General features: G+C 68.5%; 20 protein-coding genes. 5 read left to right on the top strand and 15 right to left on the bottom strand.

Annotated elements, in window-relative coordinates:
- Positions 1-27: 27 nt before the first annotated feature.
- The 6 genes from UCD39_RS24305 to UCD39_RS24280 form a co-directional block, all read right to left on the bottom strand.
- The gene (locus UCD39_RS24305; RefSeq protein WP_145729983.1) at positions 28-327 is read right to left on the bottom strand and encodes an SCP2 sterol-binding domain-containing protein; all 300 of its coding nucleotides are present in this window, start codon (positions 325-327) and stop codon (positions 28-30) included.
- Between the two features lie 97 nt (positions 328-424).
- A complete protein-coding gene (locus UCD39_RS24300) occupies positions 425-1,135 on the bottom strand; it encodes an ATP12 family chaperone protein (RefSeq protein WP_330498218.1) in 711 nt (236 codons plus the stop codon).
- Between the two features lie 49 nt (positions 1,136-1,184).
- A complete protein-coding gene (locus UCD39_RS24295) occupies positions 1,185-1,862 on the bottom strand; it encodes an HAD-IA family hydrolase (RefSeq protein ID WP_330498217.1) in 678 nt (225 codons plus the stop codon).
- Positions 1,863-1,877: 15 nt separating this feature from the next.
- The gene (locus tag UCD39_RS24290; protein ID WP_330498216.1) at positions 1,878-2,891 is read right to left on the bottom strand and encodes an RluA family pseudouridine synthase; all 1,014 of its coding nucleotides are present in this window, start codon (positions 2,889-2,891) and stop codon (positions 1,878-1,880) included.
- The gene (gene crcB / locus UCD39_RS24285) at positions 2,888-3,268 is read right to left on the bottom strand and encodes a fluoride efflux transporter CrcB (RefSeq protein WP_145729979.1); all 381 of its coding nucleotides are present in this window, start codon (positions 3,266-3,268) and stop codon (positions 2,888-2,890) included. The genes UCD39_RS24290 and crcB overlap by 4 nt, the downstream gene beginning before the upstream one ends.
- Entirely contained in the window at positions 3,265-4,275 is a 1,011-nt protein-coding gene (locus UCD39_RS24280) for a hypothetical protein (RefSeq protein WP_330498215.1), read from the bottom strand. The genes crcB and UCD39_RS24280 overlap by 4 nt, the downstream gene beginning before the upstream one ends.
- Positions 4,276-4,493: 218 nt before the next feature.
- Between UCD39_RS24280 and UCD39_RS24275 the strand changes: the two genes are divergently transcribed.
- Positions 4,494-4,955, top strand: coding sequence for a hypothetical protein (locus tag UCD39_RS24275; protein ID WP_330498214.1), 462 nt, complete (start codon positions 4,494-4,496; stop codon positions 4,953-4,955).
- 1 nt (position 4,956) lies between these two features.
- Here UCD39_RS24275 and UCD39_RS24270 read toward each other — a convergent pair whose 3' ends face one another.
- From UCD39_RS24270 to UCD39_RS24260, 3 genes are all read right to left on the bottom strand, one after another.
- Complete coding sequence (locus tag UCD39_RS24270; RefSeq protein ID WP_330498213.1) at positions 4,957-5,448, bottom strand: heme-degrading domain-containing protein; 492 nt, start codon at positions 5,446-5,448, stop codon at positions 4,957-4,959.
- 79 nt (positions 5,449-5,527) lie between these two features.
- Positions 5,528-5,992, bottom strand: coding sequence for an OmpA/MotB family protein (locus UCD39_RS24265; RefSeq protein ID WP_330498212.1), 465 nt, complete (start codon positions 5,990-5,992; stop codon positions 5,528-5,530).
- A gap of 56 nt (positions 5,993-6,048) precedes the next feature.
- On the bottom strand, positions 6,049-6,357 hold the full coding sequence (locus UCD39_RS24260) for a flagellar motor protein MotB (RefSeq protein ID WP_330498211.1): 309 nt from the start codon (positions 6,355-6,357) through the stop codon (positions 6,049-6,051).
- Between the two features lie 578 nt (positions 6,358-6,935).
- Here UCD39_RS24260 and UCD39_RS24255 point away from each other — a divergent pair.
- Positions 6,936-7,991, top strand: coding sequence for a hypothetical protein (locus UCD39_RS24255; protein WP_330498210.1), 1,056 nt, complete (start codon positions 6,936-6,938; stop codon positions 7,989-7,991).
- Between the two features lie 87 nt (positions 7,992-8,078).
- A complete protein-coding gene (locus UCD39_RS24250) occupies positions 8,079-9,869 on the top strand; it encodes a tetratricopeptide repeat protein (RefSeq protein ID WP_330498209.1) in 1,791 nt (596 codons plus the stop codon).
- Positions 9,870-9,878: 9 nt separating this feature from the next.
- On the opposite strand, the gene UCD39_RS24245 is transcribed toward UCD39_RS24250, so the two are convergent.
- Both UCD39_RS24245 and UCD39_RS24240 read right to left on the bottom strand, forming a co-directional pair.
- A complete protein-coding gene (locus UCD39_RS24245) occupies positions 9,879-10,469 on the bottom strand; it encodes a hypothetical protein (RefSeq protein ID WP_330498208.1) in 591 nt (196 codons plus the stop codon).
- Between the two features lie 11 nt (positions 10,470-10,480).
- The gene (locus UCD39_RS24240; protein WP_330498207.1) at positions 10,481-10,882 is read right to left on the bottom strand and encodes a hypothetical protein; all 402 of its coding nucleotides are present in this window, start codon (positions 10,880-10,882) and stop codon (positions 10,481-10,483) included.
- A 189-nt stretch (positions 10,883-11,071) separates the two neighbouring features.
- Here UCD39_RS24240 and UCD39_RS24235 point away from each other — a divergent pair, with 189 nt between their 5' ends.
- The gene (locus UCD39_RS24235) at positions 11,072-13,189 is read left to right on the top strand and encodes an FUSC family protein (RefSeq protein WP_330498206.1); all 2,118 of its coding nucleotides are present in this window, start codon (positions 11,072-11,074) and stop codon (positions 13,187-13,189) included.
- Between the two features lie 41 nt (positions 13,190-13,230).
- Here UCD39_RS24235 and UCD39_RS24230 read toward each other — a convergent pair whose 3' ends face one another.
- Together UCD39_RS24230 and UCD39_RS24225 are read right to left on the bottom strand one after the other, a co-directional pair.
- Complete coding sequence (locus UCD39_RS24230; RefSeq protein ID WP_330498205.1) at positions 13,231-14,229, bottom strand: proline iminopeptidase-family hydrolase; 999 nt, start codon at positions 14,227-14,229, stop codon at positions 13,231-13,233.
- A gap of 122 nt (positions 14,230-14,351) precedes the next feature.
- Positions 14,352-15,677, bottom strand: coding sequence for a replication-associated recombination protein A (locus tag UCD39_RS24225; RefSeq protein ID WP_330498204.1), 1,326 nt, complete (start codon positions 15,675-15,677; stop codon positions 14,352-14,354).
- Between the two features lie 193 nt (positions 15,678-15,870).
- Between UCD39_RS24225 and UCD39_RS24220 the strand changes: the two genes are divergently transcribed.
- The gene (locus UCD39_RS24220) at positions 15,871-16,533 is read left to right on the top strand and encodes a TlpA family protein disulfide reductase (protein WP_330498203.1); all 663 of its coding nucleotides are present in this window, start codon (positions 15,871-15,873) and stop codon (positions 16,531-16,533) included.
- 33 nt (positions 16,534-16,566) lie between these two features.
- Here UCD39_RS24220 and UCD39_RS24215 read toward each other — a convergent pair whose 3' ends face one another.
- Positions 16,567-18,006 (bottom strand): DegQ family serine endoprotease, encoded by a 1,440-nt coding sequence (locus UCD39_RS24215; RefSeq protein WP_330498202.1) that lies wholly within the window; start codon positions 18,004-18,006, stop codon positions 16,567-16,569.
- A gap of 55 nt (positions 18,007-18,061) precedes the next feature.
- Entirely contained in the window at positions 18,062-18,325 is a 264-nt protein-coding gene (locus UCD39_RS24210) for a hypothetical protein (RefSeq protein WP_330498201.1), read from the bottom strand.
- Between the last annotated feature and the right edge of the window lie 26 nt (positions 18,326-18,351).

Raw genomic sequence — 18,351 nt, 5'->3', positions numbered from 1 at the left:
GCCCCCTGGCGGCCGGAAATCAGACCCTCAGTCGTCCAGCATACCGGCCAGCTTCAGGGCGACACCCATGTCGCCCTGGACCTTCAGCTTGCCGAAGGTGAAAGCCAGGGTGGGGCTGAGCTTGCCTTCGCTGAGCTTCACGAAGTCGGACAGGGAGATCTTCAGTGTGGTGTTCACGTCCACCGGGTCGCGCGACACGGTGGGCACCTTGGTCGCGTCCAGGAACAGGGCCCCATCGGCGCCGAAGTCGAACTTCACCTTGGCCCCCAGCCCGGTGAACTGGGAAAGCGAGGCGCGCATCTTGGCTTCAAGCTGATCGAAAGTCATGGGGGCAGGCTCCTTGCATACGGTGCTGAACGGCTGTTGCACCGCATATAAGGCGCCGTTGGACGGCCAATTCCACTTTTTTTCCGCCCCGCGTCGCTCAGCCCTTCAACAAGTCCAGGTAACGTAAACTGGCAACCAGGTCGGCCTTCAAAGACTGACGGCGGTCCTTGGCCTCATCGTCCTCGCCCCACAGCTCGATTTGGAACGACTCGTCGAGTTCCGCCAGGTCGAACGCCTGATCGGCGTCGATGCGCCCCTCGAACAGGGCCAGGCCCAGGACCAGGGACCCGGTCAGGGCCACGACATTCTGCACGCCGGTCAATTGCCAGTCGTCCAAGTCCTCCAGCGCGCGCTTCAGCGCGTTCAGCGCCGCCGGGTCCTGGGCGCGGTGCATGATACCGGTGGTGACCTGCAGCAGGGCGTCATAGCGCAGCGCCGCCCAATCCAGCAGCGGCTGCCATGATTTGGCCTGCCGCTCCACCAGCTTGGCCGGCTCCGCCGCGCGATAGCACAGCAGGTCCGTGCCGCCATAGGCGGCGGCGCCCTCCAGGATGGTGGCGCGCTGCGGTCCCACCCGGTCCACGCAGGTGGACGCCAACTGCATCATCGGCATGCTGGCCGGCACCACCGTGTCGCCCTGGGCATCCCATTCGGCGGCCACCGCCTGCGCCAAAGCCTGTGTCGGCAATACCAGGTCGGCCTTGGCCGGCGACTTCAGGAGATGGGCGTCCAGCCGCACCTGCCAGCCGGCGTTGCTGTTCACTGTCGGCCCCGGCACCACGGCCACGGTCTTGTAAATGCGCTTCATTCGTTCAGGTCCATTTTCGCGCCGCGATTTTCACACCACGTCCAGGGCTTCACACCGCGACCAGCGCGGCCACCGCCGCCGGAACCTCGGCATAATCATGACAAACGCGGGCGGCACCGGCGGCCAGTAGAGCCTCGGGGGCGTGATAGCCCCAGGCCACGCCCAGGGCGGCGGCGCCGGCGGCGTGCGCCATCATCATGTCATAGCTGGTGTCGCCGATGACCACGGTGGCGGCGGGGTCGGCGCCCGCCTCCGCCATGGCCCGCAAGGCCATGTCCGGCGCCGGCTTGCCTGCGGCGCGGTCCGCCGTCTGCAAGGTTAGGAAACGCCCGTTCAACCCGTGTTGCTCCAGCGTCGCCACCAGACCCCGGTGGGACTTGCCGGTGGCGATGCCCAGCAGGAAGCCCGCCGCCTCCAGCGCGTCCAAGGCCGCCACCAGGCCGGGATACAGCGGTTCCACCGCGCCGCCCCGCTCCCGGTTCTCGAAGAACGCGGCCTTGTAGGCGGCGACGATGCCAGCCACGGCGCCCGGCCCCACCCCCTCGGGCAGCAGGCCCAGGATGGCCACGTCCAGGGACAGGCCCACCTGGCGGCGCACCGCCTCATCCGGTGGCGGGGTCAGCCCCTGGGCAGCGAACCCGGCGGCCATAGCGGCGATGATGGCATGCTGGCTGTCCACCAGCGTGCCGTCACAATCGAACAGGGCCAAGCGGTTGAAACCGGTCATCGGCTGGTCCCGGAATCACGCGTAGCTGGCGAACGGGTCGCCGTCTTTCATATCGAACCCGAAATAGTCCCAGGTTTGCGCCATGTGCGGCGGCAAGGGGGCCGACACGTCGATGGGTTTGCCGCCCCGTGGGTTGGGGATGACGATGCGGCGGGCGTGCAGGTGCAACTGGCGCGGCAGCTCGGCCCCACCGGGCAGGAAGGCCTCCTGCCCCCCGTACTTGCCATCGCCCAGGATGGGGGTGCCGATGGCCACCATGTGGGCGCGCAGCTGATGCGTGCGGCCCGTCAGCGGCCACAGGGCGACGAAGGCGGCCTGCCGGTGCGCGTTTTCGATCACCTGGTACAGGGTGACGGCGCGGGCGCCCTCATCCTCGTCCACGGCCATGCGCTCGCCGCGCGTGCCGGCTTCCTTGGCCAGGGCGGCGTCGATCTTGCCCTGGTACTGCTTGGGCACCCCCACGGTGACGGCCCAGTAATACTTGCGCGCGTCCTTGCCCCGGAAATAGCCGGCTAGCCGGGTGGCGGCGAAGCTGCTGCGCGCCAGCACCAGACAGCCGCTGGTGTCCTTGTCCAGGCGGTGGACCAGCTTGGGCCGCTCCTTCCCGTCGAAGGTCAGCACGTCCAGCATGGCGTCCAGGTGCTTGTTCTGGCCGGTGCCGCCCTGCACCGCCAGGCCGGCGGGCTTGTTCAGCACGATGACGTCGCTGTCGCGGTACAGCACCGCGTCGCGCAGGGCCTTCACTTCCTTGTCCGACAGCAGCGGCCGCTCCTTGCGCGTCACGGCGCCCGGCGCCAGGGGCGCCAGGTCGGGCATGGGGGGAATGCGCACGGACTGCCCAGCTTCCAGGCGCGTGGCGCCCTTGACGCGGCCGCCATCCACCCGCACCTGGCCGGTCCGCAGCAGCTTTTCCAGCTGGATATGGCTCAGCGCCGGGTAATGCCGCTTGAACCAGCGATCCAGACGCATCTCCGCCTCATCGGCGGTCACGGTCCGCGTCTCGACCTTACGGCCACCCTCTTCACTCATGTCACCACCGCACGTACCAGGGCCATGCCCACGAAAAGACCGCCGACGCCGACCACCAGCGTCGCCATAAAATACAGCATCGCCACCATCCAGTCGTCCCGCGACACCAGCATGCCGATGTCCAGCGAGAAGGACGAGAAGGTGGTGAAACCACCCAGCACCCCGACCACCAGGAAGGCGCGCAGTTCCGGCGTCGGACTCCACACCCGCGCCGCCAACTCCGCCAGCACGCCCATGATCAGCGAGCCCACCACATTCACGAACAGGGTGCCCCAAGGGAAATCCAACCCCAGCAGGCGCCCCAGCCAGACCTGCGACAGATACCGCAGGACGGAGCCCAAGGCACCGCCCAAGGCGACGGCCATAACCTGGATCATGTTCCACCCCCGGCGGCACCATCGCGCAAGACGGCTTCGGCATCGCCGGACATATCGCCGGTGACGCCAAAAATCCATCCTTCACGCCGCGCCGTCGCGGTGTCCAGCCCCTTGGGCGCCCAGACATCGTCCCGCACCGCCCAACGCATCATGCCGGCGGCGGCGATCATGGCATCGCCGGCGTGGTCGTCAAAGGCTGGCGGCGCCACCGTCCCCGCATGGCTGCCCTCATCCGCTTCACGTCCCGCCAGGCCACACCCCAGCCGGGCCAGCGCCACCGCCATGGCGGACCAGTCGCGAATCTTGGCCAGGCCATGGGCACGGCGGCGGAACAGGGTGGGATAAATCTCCGTCACGACCGACGCCGCCCCGCCATCGGTGACCAACGGGGCCTGTGCCGGCCACACCGCCAGCCCCTCTCCCACCCGGCCCTTCAGGTAGCGCAGGGAGCGCATGCCGGCCAGAGAGGCCTTGCCCACCTGCTTGGACGCGGAAGCCAGGTTGAAGACGGAGACGGGCGTGCCCACCCCGGTGCGTGCGGCCACCAACTCCACCCGTCGACGCTTGCCGCCGCCCTCGGCGTCGGTCCAGTGCGGCGGGCGGCGCCCCGCCACCCAGAAGCTGGGCCCAAGGCGGGGATCGGCCAGCGCGGGGGTGCCACAGAAATCGTCCGCGCCGGGGCCCGTGCCAGCGGCCGTGTCCACCAAATCCCAGAGGGCGAACAGGTCATCGACGCCGGCGGCGCGACCATCGAGGTAGCCCGCACCCGGGACATACGGCAGGGCGAAACCGCAGTCGATGCCCACCAAGGCCCGGGTGCCCATCTGGTGATGTGCCAGCAGCCGGTCGCCGACCCAATCCATGGCGGCCCGCCGGGTCCAGTGCCGACCAGGGGAAGGCACCAGGCGCACGACGCCATCGTCCGGGCGCACCCAGGCGATGGCGATACCCCGGGCGGGTAAGGCCCCCGTCCAATCGATACCGATATATTCATCGAAGACGGGCACCGTCTTCCCCCTCAATCCCTTGATCAGAAATGGCATTATACATGGGCGGCGGCACGCCGCGCGTCCTGCGCACGGCCTTTCCAGCCCCCAAAGCGCCCCATCCCCCCGGCACACCTGTCCGGATTGCAACGGATGCGCGCACGACAAGCGGTCAGGCAACAGTTGGCAGGACGGTCCCACGTGGTAAGCTATATGACCGTCGCTGCGGAGTTATCCCCGTGCTCGCCCGTACCTGGCCTTCCTCCATCCGCCCGCTGCATGCCGTCTTCGGCCCGGCCGCCCTTGCGCTGACGGTTCTCACCGCCCCCGCCGTCTCGGCCCAGACCAGCGCCCAACCCGCCACGGCGGGGCAGCCCGCCGCACAGCAGCCGGACGCCCCCAAGCCGGGCCTGGACAAGAACGGCCTGCCGACCTCGGTGGTCAAGGTCGCGGCCCCGCCCAAGGACCCGGAGGCGGTGGAGCCGCCCCGCACCGACGGCCCCATCGACGACATCATCATCACGGCACCCCAGTTCGGCAACCGTGAGGAGGTCGAGGCCTTCCACAAGGCGGAGTTCGAACGCCTGGACAAAATCTACGGCAAGCATGAGGAAAAGCGCAGCCGGGGCGACAACCTGACCAAGTCGCCGGAAACCAATACCGGAACCACCCGCGACGGTCCGATCACCCTGGATCGCTAAGTCACGTCAGCGTGATGTCGCTGATATCGCGGGCCTGCACATGGGCCAGGGCCGCCATTGCCAGGGTGTGGTCCTCCCGCTGCGGCAAGCCCGAAACGGTCAGGGCCCCGATACAGCCGGCCCCTGTCACCACAAGGGGCACCGCCCCGCCATGAGTGGCGTAATCCCGGTGGGGCAGGCCACTTTTAGCTTCCAGCGTCGTTCCCTGCTGCGCCAGGGTCAGGCCGATGGCGTAGGAACTCCGGGCGAAGTGCAGCGCGGTGTTGCGCTTGCGCCTGACCCAATCATCGTGATCCGGTGTGGCGCGACCCACCGTGAGGCGCAGCATCTGCTGGTGATGCAGCGAAACATCCACCACCATGACCCCGCCGCGCGCCAGCCCCGCCTGGCGCAGCCATAGACCCACGGCCCACGCCTCTTCCTGTCCAAACTGGGTGAACACCAGGCGCTCTTCCTGCAAGGCGATGCGGCGCAGATCGTCGTCGGGGGACATGGGGCGGGGCTCTCCGGTCCGGTTGATGCCTGGGCGCAGGGTAACGCCTTTGATCTGAGAGGCCCAGCACGGCACCGCATTAGCGCTCCACCACGATGGTGACCCGGCGGTTGGCGGCGCGGTCGTGCGGGTCCAGCGGCTTGGTGTCCGCATACCCCACGGCGCGCAGCCGGCCGGGCTCGACCCCATCGGCGATCAGTTCCCGCACCACGGCGGTGGCCCGTGCGGAGGACAGTTCCCAATTCGTGGGGAACCGCGCCGTGGCGATGGCCACATCGTCCGTGTGCCCCTCGACCGTGATCACCCCGGTCAGGGCCCGCAGGCTGTGGGCGACCTGCCCCAGCAACTGGCGGCCAGGTGCCGCCAAGTCGGCCTTGCCGGAGGCGAAAAGGATGCGGTCCTTGATGGCGATGGTCAGCTTGCGATCCGAGACGATGACATCCAGGCCCGCGGGGCGGCCGGCGGCTTCCAATTGGTTCAGCAAGTCCCGGGCCGCCGGCGACAAGGTTTCCCCGCCGCCCTCCTCCTCCCCACCGGCCGGCACCGGCTCCCCACCGGTGGGCGGCGGCGGCGCGGAGGGTACTGGCAGCCCGGTGATCGCTATGGTGGGAAGGACGGCGATGGGGCCCCCGTCCAGCGACGGGCCCTGCGCCAGGACCGCCCCCCGGTGGCGCGGTTGGGGGCCCCGCTGGCGGCCTCCTTGACGGCGGCGTCAGGTGCCCGGTTCTTGACGCCCAAGATGGCCACCATGCCCAGGAAGACGACCATCAGCAGGGTCACCATATCCATGTAGCTGATGATCCACTCCTCCGACTCCTCGACAGGGGGCGGCAGGGTAGTGAACTTCGCGGGGTCCGGGCGTTTGGCGGGAGCACTGGCTGATACCGCGCCGGCCTTGGGAGCCGCCATCCCTTGGGTCTGCCAAAAGTCTGTCATTCTTATCTGCGGGGCCGGGCTTCCTGTGGAATTTCAGGTGCTTGCCAGGCGGGCATCAGCCCGCACCGGACAAGACCCAACATCCCGACGGGAAGATCAGTCAGGGTGATGTTAGCTCCACAAGCCTAATGATCACCCAAAAAACTGAATTGATTCAAATCATAACCAGGGAAATTTTAAGCGCTATATAATAACGCCAGAGCAAATATGAGAAACAGACACCATACCTGTCGCGGGGAAGGCCCGTCATGGCCAGAAAAATAGCAAATATATTAGAAGATATTGGCAGTATCACACAGAATAGTGCGCCGCACCGGGCTGCCATGCTTGATCTTTCGGGCCTCCCGGATGCCTGTGAGCCGGTTATTCATAGGATTATGGGCAGCGAACTAAAGGCTGTCACAGCCCCGGCCGGCCACGCCCTTAGGATTAATACTTATAGGATAGGCCCTTACGGCTGGCTTCTTGTCGGCGATACACGGAGCGCCGGGACCCTGCTGGCCGCCGTTGACCGCGTTCGCTCCGTATTCGCCGACGCGCACCAGGGGAAGGTGGACGCGCACTGGTTCGATCTCCCCCGGGAGGCCAAAGCCTTGGTCACCTGCCTGCGCACGCTGACGGGGGAGGGTTCGCTGCTTTCGCCCGCCCCCGCGACCGATGAGGTGGCGACCCTGTTGCGCATCGAACGGGGACTGCATGGCGCGGATATGTCGTCGCTGGTGCGGCGCCATCCCATCTACCGCGTCAGGGATGACGGCACCTCGCTGGAACCGGTCATGCTGGAGCAGACGGTGGACCTGGCGGCGCTGGAACGGCTGTTCCAGGTCACCATCGTCGGGGTCCCGTGGATGCACGCCCGCGTGACCGAGGTGCTGGACCAGCGGATGCTGCGGCATCTGTTGCACGAGGACGCGTCCCCCCGCCTTCCCATCGCCGTGAAGCTGCACGCCGGCACGGTGCGCAACGGAACCTTCGCCGCGCTGCTGGACGAGTTGCCCGCCCACTGGCATGCCCGCCTGGCCATCGAGCTGCCCTACGCCGAGTGGTTGGTGGCACCGGACGCGGTGGGGGAAGCGCTGCGAATTGGCCGCCTGCGGCAGTGCCTGATGGTGCTGGACCATGTGCCCCTGGACCGCGCGACGGAGTTGTCCTTGCCCAAAGACGTGCTGCTGCGCCTGATGCCGTCGCTGCCCAACGGCCCCGACGGCCCCGCCACGCCGCTGCGCGCGCATGACGTGCCCACCGCGGCCGCCCTCCGCCATGCGCTGCGCGTGCTGGGGGCGGAGCGCTGCATCCTCACCCATTGCGACAGCTTGGCCGTGGTGCATAGCGCGCTGGACGCCGGCGTGCGCATGCTGCAGGGGCAGGCTGTCGCCGACTTCGCGGAGATGCGGGCCCAGGTGACGTCCACCGCGACGCCGGAGATCCCGGCCGGCACACCGGAGGATGGCACGGCGGAGGATGAGGCGGTGACTGCAGAGTCGGAAACGCCGTCGTCCGGCCTCAGCCCCTGGGGGCGGATGCTGGGCTGGCTGCACCTCACCCGCGGCGGGGCCGATGGCAGGCCGGACCAAGGGACGCGGGGAGACGGCCCTACCCGGATGTGACCTTTAGGACCACGGCCCGCGCTAGCCTAACTCCCTCCTTGGGGGTATCACTGCGGCATGGCACCCGAGGCACCCAGGACCAAAGGCATGCGCACCGTCGGGGAGGTCCTGACGGTGGCGCTGGATCACCACCGGGCGGGCCGCCTGGCGGACGCCAGCGCCCTATACACCTCGCTCTTGGTGCAGGAGCCGGAACAGCCGGACGCCCTGCACCTGCTGGGGGTTGCCACGGCCCAGGCGGGACGGCCGGCGGAGGCTGAATCCCTGATCGCGCGGGCCATCGCGCGGCAGCCGGGCGTGGCGGATTACCACGCCAACCACGCCCAAGTGCTGGATACGCTGGGTCGCGCGGATGAGGCCCTGACCGCCTACACCCAGGCCCTGCGCCTGAATCCCAACCATCCCGACGCGTTGCGCAACATGGCCCGCCTGCTGGCCCGGCTGGAACGGCTGTCGGCTGCCGCCGATGCCCTGCGCGCCTGCGTGGAACGGACGCCGGATGACCTGTCCCTGGTGACGGAGCTGGCCCGCCTGTGCGAGCGGCTGGGCCGCGTCGGAGAGGCGGAGTCCTGGTACCGGCACATCCTGGCACGCGATCCCTTCGACATCCTGGCGCTGAACAACCTGGGGGAGTTGCGGCGGCGCGGCGGCGACACGGCGGAAGCGGTCGGCCTGCTGACCCGCGCCGTCAGCGCGGCGCCGGACGCGCCCCTCCCCCGCTGCGCCCTGGCCAACACCCTGACCAGCCTTTCGCGTTTCGAGGAGGCGGAGGCCCAGCTGGCGGAGGCGGCGCGGCGGCGGCCGGACGCCATGCTGCCCCATCGCGACCTGGGCGTGCTGTTGCGGCTGCTGGGCCGGACGGAGGAGGCGTTGGACGCCTTCCACACGGCGGCGGGCCTGGCGCCCACGGACCCCGTGGCCAATTTCGGCGCGGCCCTGTGCCTGTTGCGCCTGGGCCGGTATCGGGAGGGCTTCGATGCCTACCATTGGCGCTGGCCCTCGGCCGCCAAGCCGCCCCGGCACCAGAACCTGCCCGCCTGGACCGGCGAAGAGCCGGCGGGGCTGCGCCTGCTGGTGTGGCATGAACAGGGGGTGGGCGACACCCTGATGTGCCTGCGCTTCCTGCCCCTGCTGGCCGCGGCCGGCGCCCGGCTGACCATCGAGGTGCCGGCCGGCCTGGCCCCGCTGGTGGCCGCCCAGGGATATGGCGCCGTGGTGGTTGACGCGCAGACCCCGGTGCCGGGCGCGGCCTCCCTAGCACCGCCGCCCTGGGATGCGCAGGTGCCCATGATGGATTTGCCGGGCCGTTTCTGCCCCGAACCCGCCGCCGTGCCTTGGACAGGACCCTACATCAAGGCCGACCCCAGCCGCACGCTGCGCTGGCGGCAAATGCTGGGTGCCAAGAGGGGCCGCCTGCGCGTCGGCCTGTTCTGGCAGGGCAATCCCGAGTTTCCGGATGACCGCTGGCGCTCCCCCGGCCTCGCCCCCCTGCTGCCGCTGCTGGACGTGCCGGAAGTGGAGTTCGTCAGCCTGCAGATGGGCCCGGCCAAGGCCGCCCTGACTGACCCGGCCGTACCGCCCGGCCGCATCCGCGACGCCGCCGCCTCCATCCGCGACTGGGCCGACACCGCCGCCCTGGTGGCCGGGCTGGACCTGGTCATCGGCTCCGACAGCGCCTGCATCCATCTGGCCGGCGCGCTCAACGTGCCGGCCTTCCTGCTGCTGTCCCCCACCACCGATTGGCGCTGGCACGACACCGGCGACACCAGCCCGTGGTACCCGTCCCTGCGCCTGTTCCGGCAAACCCGCCTAGGGGATTGGACGGCACCGGTGTCGGCGGTCAAGGCGGCACTGATGGAGCGGGTGGCGGCCCGCTGACAGGCTGGCTTAGGGGTCGCTCCGTGGCACCTTTAGCTGCTGCGGCGCCTCATCAGGAGAGGATTCGCCATCGTCTTCATCCAAGATTCTTGTCACCAGCACATGGATGTCCCAGCGGTGGATGATCCGCCATTTGCCGAAAGCTTTGACCAGGATCCGTTCGCCTCCGCCATTGTAGAAGGAATAGCGAATCTGTGCGAGGTGCCAGAGAGGTATCTCCACCCGCGTTACGTCGATGAGCGTCATATGGCCCCCACCGTCGTCCGAAGCATTTCGATATCCAATGGCACATGTCCGGTCCCGTTTCGACATTGGAGGACAGGACAAGAGAGCCACCTCCGACCGCCGTGCGCGCATTGCCGCCAGGAGATCGTCTGGAAAAATTCGTCCATGAAAAGAAAGGTAGGTTGGACCCTCACTACCGAAATGCCCGAGAGCGTCAGCCAACCCTTCCACCAGGGCCTCGTCTTCCGGCAGGCGGCCATCGGCATCCGCGACGTAGTCCAGATCCGCCGCCTTCCACAACAGCACCAACATGACGACGGCAGTAGCCAGCGACAGGCCCAGCCACACAGCGATGCGCACCAGCCAACGCAGCATCCGCCTACCCATCAGTACGCCGCTGCCACCAGGTTGTTGAACGTCGGCAGACGTTTGAAGCCAAGCGCAAACGCCATCTTCCCGGGCAGGACGATGCACAGCGACAGCGCCAGCACCGCCCAGACCAAGCGACGCCGCAGCGGGCGTGAGGAGTTGAAACCAATGCCCGCCGTCAGGAATACAATCACCCAAATGATGAATGGCCAGATGAAGAACCCGAAAATGTCGGCGCCATGGCTGTAGTGCGTCAGGGTTCCCGACACGTGCCAGCCGAAACCGTAGAGCAAGCCCCAGAACAGGTTTTGCAAACCGTGTTCACCATTGCCGTCCGGCAGGAAGGTGAAAAAGGTGGCCATGAAATAGGACAGCAGAGCGATGCCGGCCCTGATCACGCGCTGGTTCCAAATGGTCACGCCCGCCCCCTCAAGCGTCCGTTCCGTTGATGCCCATTCTGGCGCCGTTCCCTCCACCCGCAAGACTTTTCGGGCCCCAATGCGCAAACCTGCCCGCATGGCAATACCGCATTGCACACACCAATGCTGCATCTGCGAACGACTTTCGCTACCGTTGTCCCGGTCCTTCGTTCGCCTATTTGAGATTCCATGTCCCACGCCCACACGGTGCCCACCGACCGCTCCTCCCCGCTGAGCCGGCTTGCACGCTGGCTGCAGGCGCGCTCGTTCGCGCTGACGCCGGAGCAGATCGGCATCACCGAGGGCCTGCGCGCCGCCACGGCGGTGGCGCTGATGGTCACGCTGGCGCTGTATCTGGACCAGCCCGTCCTGTCCTGGGCCGCATTCGCCGCCTTCTGGGCCTGCCTGGCCGATCCCGGCGGACCCTTCGGCGTGCGGTTGCGGGCCATGGGCGGCTTCGCCCTGATCGGCACGGTGTTGGCGGGGGCGATCAGCGCCGTGGCGGCCCTGGGGCATGGCTGGGCGGCGGCCGTTCTGTTCGCCGCCCTGTCCATCTGCTGCCTCAGCCGCGTCTATGGCCCGGCCGCCACCCAGGTGGGCGTGCTGGCCTGCTGCGTCGCCGTGGTGGCGGTGGGCTATCCCATGCCGCCGGCGGACGCCCTGCGCCTGTCGGGCGTGTTCCTGCTGGGCAGCGGCTGGGCCGTGGCGCTGTGCCTGGTGCTGTGGCCCATCCACCCCTATGCCCCCGCCCGCCGCGCCGTGGCCGCCATCTATACCGAGCTGGGCGACATGACGGCCGAGCTGCTGGCCCTGCACAGCAGCGGTGCCACCCAGGACGCGCGCTGGAAGGCCCATGCGGCCGAACATCGCCGCGCGGTGCGCGACACCATCGAGCGGGCACGCGCCGCCGTGGGCCGGTTCTCCGCCGGCCGCGGGGCCGGACGCGACATCCGCCGGGCCCTGCTGGCCGCCATCGAAGCGGGGGAGCGCATCTTCGCCGGCCTGATCGCGCTGGGCTATGACCTGGAGCCGCACGCCGCTGGCACGCCCACCGACGCCGACACCCTGCCCCTGCGCCAACTGCGCGCCGCGCTGGTCCGTACCGGCCGCCAAGTCCTGCGCTCCGCACCCGACGGCACCCTGGTGGCCTATGAGGCGGAGGTGCTGGACCGTGTCGCGCGGCCGGCCTACGACCTGGTGGGCCGGGTGGCCCAGGTCTGCGCCCAGGCCCTGGCCGACCTGACCCGCGCCTGGGCGCCGCCGGTGGATGACGGCGCGCTGGCCACCGTGCCGGAAAATGACGAGGCGCCGCGCCGCCGCCTGACGCCGGCCCGCGCCCTGCGCCTGGCTCTGGCCCCTTCCTCCCCCATCGCGCGGCATGCCCTGCGCGTGGCCCTGGTGGTGACCGCCACCTACGCCGTGACAGCCTATCTGGACGTCGCCTACGCCTATTGGGCCACCATGGCGGCGGTGGTGGTGATGCAGCCGCAGGCGGCCACCACCTGGCCCCGCACCCTGGAACGGGTGGTGGGCAGCGTCATCGGCGGTGCGGCGGCGGCCTTCCTGGCCGTGGCCCTGCCCACGCCCCTGTGGCTGCTGGCCGCCATCTTCCCCCTGGCCGCCGCGACCATCGCCCTGCGCTCCGTCAGCTACAGCCTGTTCGTCACCTTCCTGACGCCGCTGTTCGTGCTGGTGGCCGACCTGCTGCACCCGGGCCTGAACGCGCATGGCGAGGGCATCGCCCTGGCCCGCGCCTTCAACAACACGCTGGGTAGCCTTATCGGCCTGGCTGGCTGCCTGGTCCTGTGGCCGGAGCGGGAGCCCAAGGGCTTCCCGCACAAGCTGGCGGCGGCGGTGGAGGCTAATATGCGCTACGCCATCCTGGTGGTGCGGGCGGGGCACACGCCTTATGCCGAGATCGACGCCGCCCGCCGGGCCGCCGGCCTGGCCAGCACCGCCGCCGAGGTGACGCGCCAGCGCATGGTGCTGGAGGGCCGGCGGCGCAAGGCGCACCTGGATGAGGCGGCCGCCTTGCTGGAGACGCTACGCCGCTTGGCGGGGGCCGCCACCGTCGCCTGGCTGGACGAACGCACCATCCCCGGCCCGCCAGACGCCCGGCGCATCGGCTATTGCGAGGCGGCCACGGCCCGCCTGGGCGCCCTGGTGCGGGGCGTGGCGACGGACGACAGCGCCCTGGCCCGCGAGGGAGAGCCGCCGGACGACATCGCCCGCGCCGTCACGCATGTGGTGCAGGCGGCCAAGACCTACGCCCACGCCATGGCGGCGGATGCCAAGGCGCGGGCCTGAGCCCATTCCGCTGTTTCAGCGGGAACGGCCGCCCGCAGCGGTCACACGCTCTTGAGGAAGGGGATCAGGTTCTTGAAGTAGAAGTCCTGGTCGTCCCACATGCACAGGTGGCTGCCGTGCGGGCAGATGACCGAGCGGGCGTTGGGCATCAGCGTCGCCATACGCTTCATGTCTTCTGGGTCCATCTCGTCATGCGTGGCGCCGATGGTCAGGGTCTTCACCTTGATTTGGGGCAGCGCGTCCCAGCGCTCCCAATCCTTCAGGTTGCCCGTCACCTCCAGCTCACTCTTGCCCTGCATCTGGTTGTAGATGGTGAGATTGGCATGGCGGAAGGCGCGGGTGACAGGCTCCGGCCAGGGGTCCAGGCGGCAGATCATCTGGGGATACAGCTCCTCCATCATGATCTTCTCGTACGCGGGATCGTCGTAGGCCTGCTTCGCCTCCAGCTCGCGGATCAGCTTCTGGGATTCGGGCTTCATGAGACCGCGCAGGGAGTTGACGCGCTTCAGGAAGGATTGGATGCCGGCCGCCATGTTGGAGATGACCAGGCCCTTCAGATGCTTCTGATATTTCAGCGCGTAGTCGATGGCCAGGATGCCACCCCAGGAATGGCCGTAGAGCACGAACTGGTCCAGCCCCAGTCCACGGCGCACCTCCTCCACCTCCTCCACGAAGCGCGGCAAGGTCCAGAGGCTGTTGTCGTCCGGCTGGTCGGAATTGTTCGACCCCAGCTGGTCGTAATAATACATCTCGATCCCGGCCTCGGGCAGGAAGGACTCCATCGCCTCCAGGTATTCATGGGTGAAGCCGGGGCCGCCGTGCAGCAACAGCACCTTCACGGCGCCGCTGCCGATCTTCTTGGTCCATACCTTGTACTTGCCGCCCGCCACCGGGATCATGCGGATGCCGGCCACGCGGATACCCGCCGGGTTCAGGGGATCGGCCGGCGGCGTCGCCGGCGCGGCGGCGGCTGGGGCCGGCGTCAGGGCGGGCGTCGCGGCGAGAACGGCGGCGGTGGACAGAAACTGCCTGCGATCCATGGAATCCTCGTCAAGGGAACTGAAACGGAGGCCGGGACCCTATCGCAAGCCGCTTTGCGTTTGCGGCGTGGAAACGGTCGATACAAGGCAATAGGGCGGCTCCTGTCCTTGGCGCGGGACGCTCAGCCTTCCCCGCCGCCCTCGCTGGCCCGCTGGCGCAGCTTGGCCCAGTAGTCCTGCCGCTTCTTGATCTCGCGCTCAAAGCCGCGCTCCACCGGCTGATAGAACTCCCGCCGCGCCATGCCGTCGGGGAAATAGTTCTGGCCGGAGAAGCCGTCAGCGGTGTCGTGGTCGTAGTTGTAGCCCTTGCCGTAGCCCAAATCCTTCATCAGGCGGGTGGGCGCGTTCAGGATGTGCATGGGCGGCATCAGGCTGCCCGTCTCCTTGGCGGCCCGCTGCGCCTGCTTGATGGCCATGTAGGCGGCGTTGGATTTGGGCGCCGTGCCCAGATAGATGACGCACTGGGCGACGGCCAACTCCCCCTCCGGGCTGCCCAGGCGCTCATACGCGTCCCAGGCGGCCAGGGCGATGGTCAGGGCCTGGGGATCGGCCATGCCGATATCCTCGCTGGCGAAGCGCACCAGGCGGCGGGCGATGTAGCGCGGATCCTCGCCCCCCGCCAGCATGCGGGAATACCAGTAGAGGGCGGCATCCGTGTCCGAGCCGCGCAAGGACTTGTGCAGGGCGCTGATGAGGTTGTAGTGCCCCTCCTGCGCCTTGTCATAGAGGGGCATGCGCCGTTGCACCGCCACGGTCAGGGCGTTGGTGTCCAGCGGGTCTTCGCCCGGCCGCACCACGGCGTAGATTTCCTCCACCAGGTTCAGGAAATAGCGGCCGTCGCCATCGGCCATGGCCTTCAGGGCGGCACGCGCATCCTCGGTCAGCGGCAGGGCGCGCCCCTCCTCCGCCTCCGCCCGGCCGATGAGCTTCTCCAGGGCCTCCTCCCCCAGCCGGTTCAGGACGAAGACCTGGGCACGGGACAGCAAGGCGGCGTTCAGCTCGAACGACGGATTCTCCGTCGTGGCGCCCACCAGGGTGACGGTGCCGTCCTCGACATAGGGCAGGAATCCGTCCTGTTGCGAACGGTTGAAGCGATGGATTTCGTCGATGAACAGCAGGGTGCCCTGGCCCGCCTGCCGGCGCTGCTTGGCCGCCTCGAACACCTTGCGCAGGTCGGCCACGCCGGAGAAGACGGCGGACAGGGGCTCGAACGCCAGGGTGGTGGCCTGGGCCAGCAGGCGGGCGATGGTGGTCTTGCCGCAGCCCGGCGGGCCCCACAACACCATGGAACTCAAGCGATGGGCCGCCACCATGCGGCCGATGGGGCCCTTAGGCCCCAGCAGATGCTCCTGCCCCACCACCTGATCCAGCGCGGTGGGCCGCAGCCGGTCGGCCAGCGGGCGCGGCGCCTCCGCCTCGAACAGGGAACCCGATCCGCTCTTCACCATCGCGCCTTACCCATGAGGATACAAACCCGGAACACCGGGCCCCGGAACACCATGCCAGAGTGGGACCCGCCTTGGCATCGTCCATTTCATAGGGGACTCCCATCGCACCCGCGCCGGGTTGTATAAGCCTTCCCCGTATAAACCAAAGTGGGCAGCCGGTTGCCGGCGGGCCCGATGGACATGGGGCATATCGATGAGCCACACGCTGACGCGGCTGATCCTGGGCACGGCCTTGGCATTGGTCCCCAGCCTACCCTTGGCGGCCATGGCCAGCGACGGCATCCCCACGGCGCCCACACCGCCGCCGGTTCAACGGGTCATGCGTACGGACAATGCGGCGGAGCTGGCCCGCCATATCGCCGCCCTGCACACCGCCCCCTTCAAGGACACGGCCGGGCAGCCGTTCCACTTCGACAGCCTGAAGGGCAAGGTGGTGTGGGTGAACCAGTGGGCGCACTGGTGCGCCCCTTGCGTCGCGGAGTTCCGCGTGATGCGCCAGGTGCAGGAGCAGGTGGGCGCCGACAAGCTGGAAATCGTCCTGGTGTCCCGCCTGCGGGACTGGGAAAAGGACCAGGCCTATGTGAAGGAACATGACCTGCCCTGGCGGCAGGTGGTACTGGACCTGCCCCCCGGCACGTCACTGGAGCTGTATGCCGACGTCTCGATGAACCCGCCGGACCAACCGGCCATCGGCACCGCCCTCCCCATGAGCACCTTCCTGGGGAAGGATGGTCAGGGCTTGCAATTCGACCGCCATCCCGTCCCGGTAACCCAGGCGGGTGAGCCACAGAACCCGCACGACGTGGATTTGCTGGTCAAAACCCTGACCCAATGGGCCGCCAAGGTAGCAGGCTGACGCGGCGGGAAACCGCGTCAGCCGCCACAGGCCTCAGCCCCCGACGCTCAGCGTCAGCACCTGGTCACCCCGGCGGACGGCCAGGTCCCAGCGGCGCTGGGGCTGGTTCAACAGGCGCTTCAGGTCGGCCACGCGGGTGATGGGCTGGCCGTTCACCTTCACCACCACGTCGCCCGGCTGGAAGCCCAGGGCCTGGGCGGTGGTGCCCGGCTGCACCTTCAGGACGATGACACCATCGGAGCTGCCGGCATAACCGACCTCCTCGGCGAGCGCCGGGTTGATGTTGGCCACGGTGGTCCCGGCGAAGGGCTGGCGGCCGTCCAGCGCCGTCTCGTCACGGGGCGGGTCCTCCGGCGGGCCGATCAGCTTGACCGGCAGCTTGGTTTCGGCGCCCTTGCGGATGATGGTCAGGGTGGCGTTGCCGCCCACGGGCAACAAGGCGATGCGATAGCGCAGGCTTTCCGGATCGTCGACCAGATGCCCGTTCACCGCCGTGACCACGTCGCCCACCTTCACGCCCGCCTGCTCCAACGGGCCCTTGGGGTTAAGCTGGTTGATCAGGACGCCCTGGGGCCGGGGCAAGCCCAGGTTGGTGGCCAGTTCCTGCGTCACCGGCTGGCCGCTGGCGCCCATCCACGGCCGCACCAGCTTGCCCCCGCTTTCCACCGCCGTGACGACGGACCGCACCATGTCCGCCGGAATGGCGAAGCCGATGCCGACGGAGCCGCCGCTGCGCGAATAGATGGCGGAATTGATGCCCGCGAGTTTGCCATCCATGGTGATGAGCGCGCCGCCGGAGTTGCCGGGGTTGATGGCGGCATCGGTCTGGATGAAGAAATTGAAGTCCGACACGCCCACGCCCGTGCGGGCCAGGGCCGAGACGATACCGCTGGTGACCGTCTGGCCGACACCGAAGGGGTTGCCGATGGCCAGCACCAGGTCACCCACCTGGATGCTGTCGCTGTCGCCCAGTTCCAGGGTGGGCAGCTTCTCGCCCTTGGTGTCGATGCGTAGGACCGCCAGGTCGACCTTCTCGTCCGCGCTCATGACCTTGGCCGGGAATTCCCGCCGGTCGGCCAGCACCACGGTAATCTGGTCCGCGTCCTTGATGACGTGGTCGTTGGTGACGATCAGCCCGTCGGGCCGGACGATGACGCCGGACCCCAGGGAAGATTCCACCCGCTCCCGCGGAACGCCGCGGAAGGCGTCGCCGAAGAACTGGCGGAAGAACGGGTCTTCCATGAAGGGGGAGACGCGCTGCTTGATGACGCGGCGGCTGTAGATGTTGACCACCGCCGGGGCCGCCCGCTTCACCAGCGGCGCGTAACTCAGCGTGATCTGCTCCCGGCTTTGCGGCACCTGTTGGGCGATGGCGGGCGGCGTCAGGGCCAGGCCGGCGGCGACGGCCATCAGGGCGCAGCGGGATAGAGTCCGGCGAAACAGGGCGCGGCGGAACGGCGTTTCAAGCGTCACGGGGAAAAACTCTCACGTCTGGTCGAAACGAAGTGGCTCTGCGCTGAAATAGGGTTCAGCCCGGGTCGCCGCAACGGTTCAGGCACGATTTAAGATCGCGCTGGCACATGCCGTTGTTCAGCTCGGGCGTATGGTCGCTCTGCCCGGCCTTGGTGTCGCCGCACACCTGGCTGTCGCGGTTGCAGCGGGCGACGCACGCCGCGTGGCTGTCCAGCTTGCCCTCACGCTGCGACGGCAGGGCCATGCAGCCCGCCAGCCCCAGCAGCACCAGGCCGCCCGACACCACCCTGACCGCCGCCTTGATCCCGAAAGTACGCACCAAATCCTCCTCCTGTCCGACGCCTC

Origin of the sequence: Nitrospirillum karajorum (genome assembly GCF_036348415.1) — a bacterium.
Lineage (GTDB): Bacteria > Pseudomonadota > Alphaproteobacteria > Azospirillales > Azospirillaceae > Nitrospirillum > Nitrospirillum amazonense_B.
This window is presented reverse-complemented; position numbering and strand designations above follow the sequence as displayed.